Here is a 12,383-nt window from a genome sequence, read left to right as displayed (position 1 = left end):
ATAAATGGAATTATAAAATTTATGTGGGGTGGTCATTATCAGTAATCAAAAATCAGTACCTAAAAAGCTATCTTTCATCTCGATTTACTTTTTAGGGATTAATGGAGTAATTGGCTCAGGAACATTCTTACTGCCATCTGTTATCTATCGGTACATGAACTTATCGGCTGTAGCAGTTTTGCTATGTACGGCAATAACCGTTTCGTTGATCGCCCTATGTTATGCCGATCTTTCTAGTCGTTTTACCGGCTCAGGGGCAGCATGGCTTTATTCTTATCATGCGTTCGGACGATTTACCGGTTATGAGTTAGGGATTTTTACGTGGTTCTTAGGGTGTTGTACTCTTTCAGCGGAAATTGTTGCCTTATTAACTACCCTCAAGAGTTTCTTGCCAATCTTTAATCGACCACTTATTTATGGGGCCGCTGCTTTTGGCTTAATTGTTCTCTTTGCGGTTATTAATTTCTTTGGTCGCGGCCTTGTTAAACTAGTTAATAATGTATCAGCCGCTGCTAAAATCCTTACGTTGATCATCTTTATTGTAGTTGGGGTCTTCTTCATTCATAAAGCTAATTTCTCACCAGTGATTCCCCAAGCAGCTTTAAAGGGGCCAATGCCATTTATTCATCATTTTGGTGAAGCCTTTACCCCGATCTTTTATCTTTTTACTGGTTTTTCATTTTTACCAATTGCTGCTAAGCAAATGAAGAATCCAGAAAAGAATATTCCGCGGGTGTTAATTGCAGTCATGGTGAGTGTAACTATTTTGGATGCGTTGATGATGACCGTTGCCGTTGGGCTTTCCGGTACTAAATTAGGTGGGTACTCAACACCACTGGCTAATGCTTTGGGAGGTGCCCTTGCGAAGGGACTCGGAACCACTATTGGCAAGTGGGGATATGCCTTTATTATTTTCGGAATGCTTGTAAGTATCTTTGGGGTTGCCTTCTCAGCTTCGTTTAACACGCCATCGTTAATTGCCTCAATGGCTAATGAGCACGGAATGTTACCAAAATTTATTGGGAAGAAGAATAAACATGATGCCCCATGGGTTGGAATCTTATTAACATCAATCCTTTCTGCTATATTCGCTACCCAGAGTTATCTTTTCTTAGTTAGTTGTACTGTTTTAGCTTCGTTTATTCAATATGTTCCTTCAATTCTTGCAGTAATTAAGTTTGAACATAGCAATGAGTATCCAACACACGGTTTCAAATTACCTGGGAAATATCTTATCCCCAGCTTTGCATTATTAGTTTCTTGTTACATGGTTACTAATTTTACGGCTAAGACCCTGCTTGTCGGAACTGTCATCGCCATTCTTGCCGCGGCGGCCTACTTCTTTATCAAGAAAGATCGTAGTTACGAAGAAAAGCATGTAAAATGGCTTGATGACTTGCGATTAAAAGATGAAAAAGAAGGACTTCTAGATAACCAGAAAAAGTAAATTTTAGACAATAAATAGGCACTAAACGTTCGAATCTCGATTAGTTTGGTGCCTATTTTACTATTAATTATCGATTTCAGGTGCTTGATCTAATTCTGCTTGCAGCATCCAGATTTTCTTTTCGATTGCCGTCTTAAAACCAATAAAGATATCTTGGGTAGAATAGTCTTTTTCAATATCAGTCACTTCAATTCCATGCTGATAAAGGTCCTCAAGGTAGCGATAGCCAGCGACTAAATGGGCAAGTCGTTCGGGAGTGGTTTTATCAAAGTTTCCTGGCCAGTCTTTAATTTTCGTATGGGTTGCGATTTCTTTTAGGGTAGAATAAGGTTCACCATCGAGAGTTAATAATCGTTCAGATATTACATCAAGTTGAGCGTTGATTTCATCCATAAATTGGTCCATTAATGGATGTAGCTTTAGAAAGTTAGTGCCACGCATATACCAGTGAGTTTGATGAATTATCATTGCCATTTGACTCAGATCAGCAACTAATTGATTAAGTGTTTCTTTGGTTTCTTGATATTTCATGATAAGACTCCTTTTCTATGTGTTAGGTGTATCATATCAAACTTTAGAATGCGCTTACATAGATTTGATTGAAACATTACGAAAGTTTATAAAAACGACACTGAAGAAGATGAAATCTAATTCAGTGTCGTTAATTTTATCGGCGATTTAGACGGAAACGAATCATTTTATCTGATTCAGTACATAAGAAGATTAGGCAAGAGAATACAATTACTGCTAGCCATTCTAACAAACTTATTCCAGTCACATGGAAGGCAGCCTGCATAAATGGAACGTAGGTAAAGATCAATTGGAATAAAATCATTAATCCAATGACGCCCCAGGCTTTCTTACCAATATTTGCAACTTCTTTTAGTCCATATCGTTCAGTTCGAATACTGAAGAAGTAGAAGGCCTTACTAATAACAATAGTATTAACCATCATTGTTGTAGCGTTGACAACGTCTGCCCCTGCGCTGATGAACCATTCATAACCAATTAAGGCGAATAGCGCCATTAAAGCTGAGACATAACCCATCTGGATTAAATCATGCCGATTCATTAAACGTTGGGTCACTGGTCGCGGATTGCGATCCATAATGCCCTTTTCTGCTTTTTCAAAGACGAATGCGAACTGGATAGTGATTGCGGCGATTAAGTTAATCCACAATAGTTGAGCCGGTTGGAGGGGAACTTGCTGACCAGTAAGAATAGAGAAGGCAACCACCAATCCTTCAGCAAAGGAGGTTGGTAATAAGAATAAGATACTCTTTTTGATATTGTCGTAAATTCGCCGACCTTCTTTGATAACAGCAGCCATTACCGCAAAATTATCATTTCCTAAGATCATGTCAGCAGCATCTTTAGCGACGTCCGTTCCCTTGATCCCCATTGAAATCCCAATATCGGCTTTCTTTAAGGCGGGAGCATCGTTAACTCCATCCCCAACCATCGCGGTGATCTTTTGCCGGTTTTGAAGGGCTTCAATAATTTCAAGCTTGTTCTGTGGAGTCGTCCGAGCAAAGACTTGGTTATTTAAAGCAGCCTCTTCTCGTTCACTAGCAGAGAGTTTGTCCCATTCTGCTCCTGTGATTGCGTTGATTGGACCGGTTGATAGGCCTAGTTGCTTACCGATTGCACGGGCGGTTTGCGGGTCATCTCCCGTAATCATTTTAACGGAAACACCGGCCCGGTTCATCTGCTTTAACGCAACGATCACTTCTTCGCGTGGTGCGTCTTGAAGAGCAGCTAAACCAAGTAAGTGAATTCCCTTGTAGAGGTGATCATGTTCGACTTCCATTAGGTTTTCGCCATTAACTGGTTGATAACCAACCGCAATAACTCGTTTTCCGGCTTTGGACCAGTCATCTACCCGTTGTTGCCACTTGGCAGTATCAAATTGTGGATCTTCCTTTGCGGCCATTTCAAAGAGCTTGTCTGGAGATCCCTTAACAAAGATTACTTGCTGCTTATCTTCCGGATCACGAGTTAATTCAGCGATATAACGGTAATCAGAATCAAATGGAAGGAGGTCAACCGCTTTATATGGCGATTGATATTTAGCCCCAAACGCTTTGTGGTAAAGAGTTAAGAAAGCTCCATCAGTTGGTTCACCATTAATATGCCAAGTGCCGTCTTCATCAGTTAAAACCGTATCATTTGCTTGGTATCCAGCCTCTAAGAAAAGTTTGAGCTGATCTGTCAGTTGGGCTGGTTTGCCATTTAAGAGAATCTCACCATTAGGAGCATAACCAGTTCCAGTAACCGTGTAGTGTTTATCGCCGACCCATAACTCAATGGCAGTCATTTCGTTTTTGGTAAGGGTTCCTGTTTTATCAGTAGCAATAACATCGACCGAGCCTAATGTTTCAACAGCAGGCATTGATTTGATGATCGTCTGATGCTCTTTTGCCATTTTGCTAATACCAAAGGCTAAGATAACAGAGGTGATTGCGGGCAAACCTTCTGGGATCGCACCAACCAACATTGCCACGACTGCGAGCGCAAGGGCAGGCAAGGAGTAAATTTCGAGGAAGCAACCGACAACGAAAACAACTACTGAAGCAGTAATCGTAATGTAAGAAACGACCTTTCCAACATGGTCAATTTCTTTAGTTAATGGTGTCTTCTTTGGCTTGATTTGCGCAACTTCTTGTGAAATCTTACCAATTTCGGTTTGTTCACCAGTTGCGACTACAACTCCTAGTCCACTTCCGCTTGTAACTGAAGTCGAAGCATATGCCATATCAACACGATCAGCGAGGGGAACGTCTTGGTCGGTAATTGCTTCATCAGTTTTGATAACCGAATTGGTTTCACCAGTTAAAGCTGATTCTTCAATTCGCAAGTTATCAGCTGAGACGATTCGTAAGTCGGCTGGAACATTATCACCGGCTTCGAGGAAAACAACATCCCCACGGACAAGGTCGGCGGCATCAATGTCTTGTCGTTTACCATTCCGGTAGACGGTAGCATGTTGTGCCATCATCTCTTTGATTTTGGCGAGGGCATTCGCTGCGCTTGATTCTTGGAAATAACCAATGAGCGCGTTTAGAATGACAACCGCCCCGATAACAATCGCATCGGTATAGTGACCGATTAAAATGGTCAGTAAAGTAGCGGCTAATAAAATGTAGATAACAATATTGTTAAACTGGCGTAAGAAGAGTTTCCACTTGGGCGTTGGTTTTACTTCAATGATATTACGCCCTTCATCAGCAAGCCGTTTTTCGACAGCTTGGGTTGATAAACCGTGAGTAAAATCAGTTAATTGGTATTCTTTCTTTATTTCGTCAGTTGTTAGTTGATAATTTTCTTTCATTTTTCCCCTTAAATATATAAATTGAGTAAAGTGACTAATGCTTAAAGGTCCCACACCTTAAGCGCACAACATCAGTGAAGCCATATTAAGTTTTTGCTTTAATCATTCCTTCGTATTTATTGTATAAATATCGTATCATATCCATCTAATATTTTAGTTCTAGTTAAGATATTTTTAAAACATGATTCACGGATTATTAATAAAAAGACCAAGGAACAATTCCTCGGTCTTTTTATTAATTATTAAACGTATTATTTTCAACATTCCGAATAAAGTCAGCGAGGTGCTTGTAATAAACATCGGGGTTATCTACCATGTGGTGGTGACCACCATCGGGAGTAGTAACTAGCTGTGAATTTGGAATGAGACTATTCATTGTCTTAGCAGTTTCGATTGGCATCGTTTCGTGTTCACCAAATGTAATTAAAGTTGGCACCTTAATGTTCTTTAATTGGTCACGGAAATGCCAGTCTTTAAGCTTACCAGTAATCACAAATTCGTTATCACCTTGAAAGACATTGTAAACCGCCGTGCCACCAAGGTCTTTAAGGTGATAAAGCTTGGATGGTTGCTTCCGGTCAACGTATTGTTCATTCATTACTTGAACGTATTCTTGATACTTAGGATTACTGTAATCATTCTTGGCTTCGCATTCTTTCATAAAGGCAACAGCTTCTGGAGAAAGAGTCTTTTCCCGTAATTCATTAACCCGGTCGACATATTCGTCAATCTCGTCAACCATTGAAGAAATAATTGCGCCTTTAAGATGTTGGCCATACTTAACAGCGTATTCTTGAACTAAAAGGCCACCCCAACTTTGACCGATAAGATAGAAATTATCTAAGCCAAGCTTTTCTCGTACTTCATCTACTTCATCAAGGAAATATTCGTAAGTAAGGTACTTTTTAGCAATCTTAGGGTCAGAAAAATCTGGTTGATCAGAATATAGTGAACCTAATTGATCATACATTGTTACTTGAACGTTAAGACCTTGCTTCTTTAATTGTTCGGCAGCGTCTTCCCAGTATTCATGATTGCCACCAGGACCCCCATGCAAAGCCAATAAATGAATATCACCTTCACCTTGGGTATTCGTCCATAGATGATAGCCGTTATCAAGGGTAATAATTTTAGTGCCTTGTTTCATTCTCGAATCTCTCCTTTTTATTGATAATATTAACTATTTTACCTCAATTAGCTTAATTCTGCTAAAACTAGTTTCTATCCTCTGTCTTTTTAGTGAGCATTTAGTTCAAAATAGTAACCCCTGGAATACTTAGATGGCAGTTGCTCAGCTCCAATTGATATTCAATCCGTTCGTTGCCACGTAGAGTGTATTCATAATCAGTACTATAGATGATGATTCCAAGTTGATGACCAGCTACAATCCGGTGGAAGATTGGCTGGAGATCAAATTTAACGGTGACAAATTGGTTCGCCAGTAATTCTTCAACTTGGGCGGGATTATTTCGATTTTGTAAATTGATGTGCCCGCTTGAAATTACTTTATAAGTAGTTGGTTCTTTTTCCAATTTGAATTCACGAAGATCATCTGTCTTCCAATGATAACCTAACTCAAGGCCGTCGCGATTAAAAAGAACAGGTGACATTGTCAGGCGTTTACTGCTGCCAAGGTCAACAAGCCGAGCGCTAATCATTCCATAATTTTTCGAAGAAGCTACTTTTAATGTGACAGTAGGAGTTCCGCGGAGAAGTGTATCATCATTAAATACAGCAGTTACAAAGCGCCGGCTAAATTGACCGTTATCATTAACGAGTGCCTTTGCCCATGCTTGGGGGTGTTTACACCATTGGAGGTACTTTTCTTCTGGTTGCTGGTCATTAAAGCTTTGAGTTCCTAACCCAGGCAAATTCGTTAGGCGGCGGTCGTTAAATTGGTACTGTTTCTGTTCGCCCGCAGTCCATTGATCATATGCGGTCCAAGTTTCAGGGGTGCTATTGTCTTGTACGAGAACACTTGGCAAAGTATCATCGGCTTGATTTTCTTGTCCCCAGAGCTTATTAGCAAGCCAGAGATTAACCATGTCAGAGAAATCTAATGAACGAAAGGCATTGATATAAATATGTTGTCCTTGGTGAAGGATGAGTTTACTAGTAATCGGAAGGTGCTGAATACCATCATAAAGTGCTTTAACGTTGCTAGGACGTACATTAGTATCATTGAGCCCGTGAACCATCATTACAGCAGCTTTGATGTTTTCGAGGTTGTGCCGATAATTACGGTGATCCCAGAACTCATTGTAGTTTCCGCTTGCCCGATCCATTGCTTCTTGCATTTTGGCAATATATCGATCATTAACTTTTTCTATGCGGCGATAATCTGCGGGTCGTTTGGTCCGGCTAAATGTTTCATCAGCTAAAACGTCTGCATCCTCCCCTTGAAAGCCGCCTGGTGCCCGGACGAGACCATTTTCCCGGTAATAGTCATACCAACTGGAAATGGCAGCTTCACTAATAATTGCTTCGAGACCTGGTACACCAGTGGTTGCGACAGCGGTGGCTAGAGTGCCGAGATATGAGCGCCCTGTCATTGCAACTTTACCATTACACCAGGCCGCCTTGGTTGTGGTCCCGCTATGACGGTCAGTAAAGGCTTGCCGATCACCATGAAGCCACTCGACAACAGCCTTCATCGCATCAGTCTGTTCTGGAGAACCACACGTTTGCAGGCCATCCGAATCTTTGGTTCCAATTCCGGCTGAATAAACAACCGCATAACCACGAACAGCGAGGTAATTATTTAGCGTGTATGCTGGCGTAGTACTAAACGTCTCGGTCGCTTGGCGGCTTTCCCCAGTAACTTTTTGTCGTGAAAAATCAGTTGGGAATGTTTCTTCAGTCGGGGTCTGATGATCAGGATCCTTATGTTTCAAAGGAATATTGACGTTATGCGTTGCTTTTTCGCCCCATTCGTCGTTTGTCCCTTGATTATAAGGGCTGGCAGTAAAGACAACAGGAACGTTTAAGCCATGGTCCGATTCAATTGGTCGCATAATTTCTGCTTTAACTAAATCTGCTTTACCATCGAAATCGGTATCCATATCCGTCTCAATGTAAACAACCTCACGAATGAATTTAGCAGGATCAAAACTAGCAAGTGGCTTTCCGTTGAAAAAGAGCGGCTTTTGTTCTGCTGGAAGTTGGTAACTCCAAGCCATAAAGCCCTCTGCTGTTAAATGATCAATAAGCGATTGACCGTTTTTGTTGTGAGTATTTAAAAGCAGGTAAAAAGCATCGATAACGTTTGCAGTTGTCCATTTTTGATGTGCTTCGACAGGCAAGCCAATTTTCTTAACTGTAGCAAGGGGATCTGTAATATCAAAATCAACTGCGGCCTCAAAATCGAGTAGTTGGAGGGCGACGAGGTAAAATACTTCATCGGTTAATGTTTGATTCTGGTCAAACCAATCATCAAGAGCAAGGTCAGGAGTAGCTAATAGGTCATGAAACCACTGTTTAGTGACAATCGGCTGGGCACTTGCCATATGAATGCGTGCTAAGAAAGTTTCAAACATTGCGTTTGGTGTCAAAGTTTGTTCTTCATTTTTCCGAAGCAAGTGAATCCGCATTAATTCTTGGCGCCGTGCTTGTGGTGTAGTTGAAGTAATACTAAATTGATTGATTTTCATCTGGAACACCTCGTATAAAATTTGATATATTAATTATCGCACTTTTATAATAATTTGCTTAGGATAAACAGTGTTGCGATTTAAGGCGTATACTTTATACTAAGACTTAGTTTAAAAAATGATGATTGGGGAAACGCTGATGGTAAAAAACATAATGGAATTTCAGCATGTAAGCAAACAGTATGATGATAACGTTGTGTTGCGTGATATAAGCTTTGAAATTGAGGCCGGGAAATTTTATACCTTATTAGGACCATCGGGATCAGGAAAGACAACAATTTTACGCTTAATTGCTGGTTTTGATCATCCTAGTAGTGGAAAAATTTATTTTGATGGGAAGCAAATCAATGATATTCCAGCCAATCAACGGCAAGTCAATACCGTCTTTCAAGATTACGCACTTTTCCCTCATATGAATGTAGCAGAAAATGTTGCCTTTGGATTACAAATTAAAGGTGTCAAAAAAGCAGAAATTAAACAACGCGTAAAAGAAGCTTTGCACTTGGTTCAATTAGATGGCTATGATGATCGTGAAATTACGGCCATGTCTGGTGGGCAAAGACAGCGAGTTGCCATTGCGCGGGCAATCGTTAATAAGCCGAAAGTACTATTATTGGATGAAGCTTTGTCTGCGTTGGACCATAAATTACGGGTTCAAATGCAGACTGAATTGCGGCAATTGCAACGGCGGTTGGGGATTACATTTATCTTTGTTACCCATGACCAAGAAGAAGCATTAGCCATGAGTGACCAGATTATGATTATTAATGATGGTAAGATTCAGCAGAGTGGGACTCCCGTTGATATTTACGATGAACCGCTTAACCATTTTGTGGCTGATTTTATTGGCGAAAGCAATATTGTCCCAGGCATTATGAAAAAAGACTATGTAGTTTCAATCAATGGCCAAGACTTTGATTGTGTGGATGCGGGGATGAAACCAAACGAAAAGGTTGAAGTTGTCATCCGACCAGAAGACCTTGACATTACGACGGTTGAAAAAGGAAAATTAGTCGGTACTGTTGAAACCCAGCTTTTCCGTGGCGTTGATTATCAAATTACGGTGATTGACCAACGTAATCATAAGTGGAAAATCAATTCCATTCATAAAACAAAGGTTGGGGCTAAAGTAGGGATTACATTTGACCCCGAAGATATTCACGTTATGCGGTATAACGAAAGTGAAGAAGATTTTGATGCACGCCTTGATAGCTACGAGGAGGGGGACTAATGCGGCAAAAAGCGATGTTTATCGTCCCATATGCATTGTGGATTATCCTATTTGTAATTGCTCCATTGGTGTTGATCCTTTATCAATCATTTTTTAATATCAATGGTCAGCTAACCCTTAATAACTATGCTGAATACTTGACAGCGGGTGTTTATCTTAAGATGACGCTTAATTCTGTCTGGTATGCCTTTTTGATTACGCTTGTGACATTAGTGATTAGTTATCCCACTGCCTATGTTTTAAATAGATTGCCTAACAAGCAGTTTTGGTTGTTATTAGTGATTTTGCCAACATGGATCAACTTATTATTAAAGACTTATGCGTTTATTGGTTTGTTTAGTCGAACCGGAACAATTAACGGTTTCCTCCAGTTTATGGGACTTGGGAGCCATCAGCTTTTGTTCACGGATGCTAGTTTTATGTTTGTGGCTGCTTATATTGAAATTCCGTTTATGGTTTTGCCGATTTTCAATAACCTGGCTGAAATTAACTCGTCACTAATAAATGCTAGCTATGACTTGGGTGCTACCCATTGGCAAACCTTTCGTCGTGTGATTTGGCCTCTTTCGATGCCAGGCGTAAAAGCAGGAATTCAGGCGGTCTTCATTCCCTCTCTCTCTCTCTTTATGATTACACGCTTGATTGGTGGAAATCGCGTAATTACTTTAGGGACTGCAATTGAAGAACATTTCCTCACAACGCAAAATTGGGGAATGGGTTCAACGATTGGGGTCGTTTTGATTATTGCAATGTTTATTATTATGTTTATGACTGGCGATAAGAAACAGAAAGGAGGACGCCATTAATGAAAAAGCAGCGATGGTCATGGGGAAAAGCATACCTTGCGTTAGTTTTTGTGATTTTATATGCGCCAATTTTATATCTAGTTGTTTTTTCCTTTAGCAGTGGTCAAACAATGGAAAAATATCATGGCTTTTCTTGGCAACACTATGCGGATTTACTTGCGGATACGCGAATGATTACCATTGTTATCAATACCTTGTTAGTAGCATTTTTGGCGTCATTACTAGCAACGATTATCGGTACATTAGGGGCCTTAGCAATTAAGGATGCACGGCGCCCATGGAAGAATAGTTTGTTATCCTTGAATAATGTTTTAATGGTTTCGCCCGATGTAATTATTGGGGCAAGCTTTTTAATCTTTTTCACCATGCTGGGAGTGAGACTAGGCTTTATATCAGTCCTCTTAAGCCATATTGCTTTTTGTATTCCGATTGTCGTTTTAATGGTTTTGCCGAAATTAAATGAAATGTCCCCAACATTAGTAGATGCTGCCTATGATTTAGGGGCCAGTCGCTGGCAAGTTCTTTCCCGGGTAATCCTTCCGTCAATTACTCCTGGTATTTTTGCGGGCTATTTTATGGCTTTTACGTATTCCCTTGATGACTTTGCTGTGACCTTCTTTGTTACTGGAAATGGTTTCTCAACGTTATCGGTGGAAATATATTCGCGGGCACGTCAAGGAATCAATCTTGAAATCAATGCTCTCTCTACGTTAATGTTTATTGTTTCACTTCTGTTAGTAATTGGCTATTACCTTATTAGTAAACGTGGCGGTCGACGAACACGGATTGTGGCTGTTAAAGAGGGGGATGCTCAATGAAAAAGATATTTACTGCATTCCTCGCAATTGTCGTTATTTGTATCCTGTTAGCGCTTGGGGACATCGCTTTTAACCAACAAAAAACTGGTGGTGGTAAACAAACACTGACAATTTACAATTGGGGAGACTATATTGATCCAGCATTGATAACGAAATTTGAACATCAAACTGGCTATCATGTTGATTATGAAACCTTTGATAGCAACGAATCAATGTTAACTAAGATTCGGCAAGGGGGAACTAATTATGATGTTGTTGTGCCAAGTGAATACACTGTCCAACGGATGAAAAAGGAGCATCTAATCGCTCCCCTTAACCATCGTAAATTACCTAACCTTAAGTATATTGATTCGCAATTTTTAAATCGTTCTTTTGACCCCGATAATCGTTATTCTGTCCCATATTTTTGGGGAACGTTAGGGATTATCTACAATGACCAAAAAGTAAATGGTAAAGACGTCCAACATTGGGAACAACTTTGGAATCCGCATTTAAAAAATAATGTTATGCTAATTGATAGTGCACGGGATGTGTTTGCGGTTGCCCTTATTACTCAGCATCATTCTGTTAATACCACTAATTATCATCAATTAAAGCTTGCGCAGGATCATTTAAAACAGCTGACGCCCAATGTAAAAGCGATTATTGCTGATGAGATGAAGATGTATATGGAGCAAAATGAAGCAGCCGTGGGTGTGACCTATTCTGGTGATGCGCGCGAAATGATGAATATTAATCCGCACCTTCACTATGTTGTACCAAGCGAAGGAAGCAATATATGGTTTGATAACATGGTAATTCCGAAAGTAGCGCGTAATAAAAAGGCGGCTTACGAATTTATTAACTTTATGTTAGATCCCCAAAATGCAGCGCAAAATGCTCAATATGTTGGATACGCGACACCAAATAAAGCGGCTAAAAAAGAATTACCTAAGAAAGTTACTAATAACAAAGCTTTCTACCCTCCTGAAACAACGATGAAGCATTTGCAAGTATATCGTGATTTGCCATTACGTGTTTTAGGCGAATACAATGATTTGTTTTTAGAATTTAAGATGTTTGCTAAATAGTTATAAAAAAGAATCGAACTTCTAGCATTA

9 protein-coding genes are annotated in these 12,383 nt (G+C 40.0%); 5 read left to right on the top strand and 4 right to left on the bottom strand.

Annotation, left to right across the window (positions count from 1 at the left end; translation table 11 throughout):
* Window positions 1-28 precede the first annotated feature (28 nt).
* Window positions 29-1,447 carry an APC family permease gene (locus LMB57_RS01785; RefSeq protein ID WP_229271367.1) on the top strand — a complete coding sequence of 473 codons (1,419 nt, stop codon included), beginning with the start codon at window positions 29-31 and terminating at the stop codon, window positions 1,445-1,447.
* Between the two features lie 63 nt (window positions 1,448-1,510).
* Here LMB57_RS01785 and LMB57_RS01780 read toward each other — a convergent pair whose 3' ends face one another.
* The 4 genes from LMB57_RS01780 to LMB57_RS01765 form a co-directional block, all read right to left on the bottom strand.
* Window positions 1,511-1,978: a Dps family protein gene (locus LMB57_RS01780; RefSeq protein WP_229271366.1), complete on the bottom strand. Its 468-nt coding sequence runs from the start codon at window positions 1,976-1,978 to the stop codon at window positions 1,511-1,513.
* Between the two features lie 136 nt (window positions 1,979-2,114).
* On the bottom strand, window positions 2,115-4,778 hold the full coding sequence (locus tag LMB57_RS01775) for an HAD-IC family P-type ATPase (RefSeq protein ID WP_229271365.1): 2,664 nt from the start codon (window positions 4,776-4,778) through the stop codon (window positions 2,115-2,117).
* Between the two features lie 235 nt (window positions 4,779-5,013).
* Window positions 5,014-5,925, bottom strand: coding sequence for a proline-specific peptidase family protein (locus tag LMB57_RS01770; RefSeq protein ID WP_169471540.1), 912 nt, complete (start codon window positions 5,923-5,925; stop codon window positions 5,014-5,016).
* Window positions 5,926-6,025: 100 nt separating this feature from the next.
* Window positions 6,026-8,428: a Xaa-Pro dipeptidyl-peptidase gene (locus LMB57_RS01765; RefSeq protein WP_229271364.1), complete on the bottom strand. Its 2,403-nt coding sequence runs from the start codon at window positions 8,426-8,428 to the stop codon at window positions 6,026-6,028.
* A gap of 139 nt (window positions 8,429-8,567) precedes the next feature.
* On the opposite strand from LMB57_RS01765, the gene LMB57_RS01760 reads away from it, so the two are divergent.
* Genes LMB57_RS01760 through LMB57_RS01745 form a run of 4 tightly spaced genes read left to right on the top strand, consistent with a single transcriptional unit; the run spans window position 8,568 to window position 12,353 of the window.
* Window positions 8,568-9,659, top strand: a complete 1,092-nt coding sequence (locus LMB57_RS01760; protein ID WP_003664847.1) for an ABC transporter ATP-binding protein — start codon at window positions 8,568-8,570, stop codon at window positions 9,657-9,659.
* Window positions 9,659-10,465, top strand: a complete 807-nt coding sequence (locus LMB57_RS01755; protein ID WP_229271363.1) for an ABC transporter permease — start codon at window positions 9,659-9,661, stop codon at window positions 10,463-10,465. The genes LMB57_RS01760 and LMB57_RS01755 overlap by 1 nt, the downstream gene beginning before the upstream one ends.
* The gene (locus tag LMB57_RS01750) at window positions 10,465-11,283 is read left to right on the top strand and encodes an ABC transporter permease (protein ID WP_229271362.1); all 819 of its coding nucleotides are present in this window, start codon (window positions 10,465-10,467) and stop codon (window positions 11,281-11,283) included. Before LMB57_RS01755 ends, LMB57_RS01750 begins: the two co-directional genes overlap by 1 nt.
* On the top strand, window positions 11,280-12,353 hold the full coding sequence (locus tag LMB57_RS01745; RefSeq protein WP_229271361.1) for an ABC transporter substrate-binding protein: 1,074 nt from the start codon (window positions 11,280-11,282) through the stop codon (window positions 12,351-12,353). The genes LMB57_RS01750 and LMB57_RS01745 overlap by 4 nt, the downstream gene beginning before the upstream one ends.
* Window positions 12,354-12,383 lie beyond the last annotated feature (30 nt).

This window comes from Limosilactobacillus secundus (assembly GCF_020784695.1).
GTDB lineage: Bacteria > Bacillota > Bacilli > Lactobacillales > Lactobacillaceae > Limosilactobacillus > Limosilactobacillus reuteri_F.
Note: the sequence above shows the minus strand (reverse complement) of the source record. Positions and strands in the feature narration are given on the sequence as shown.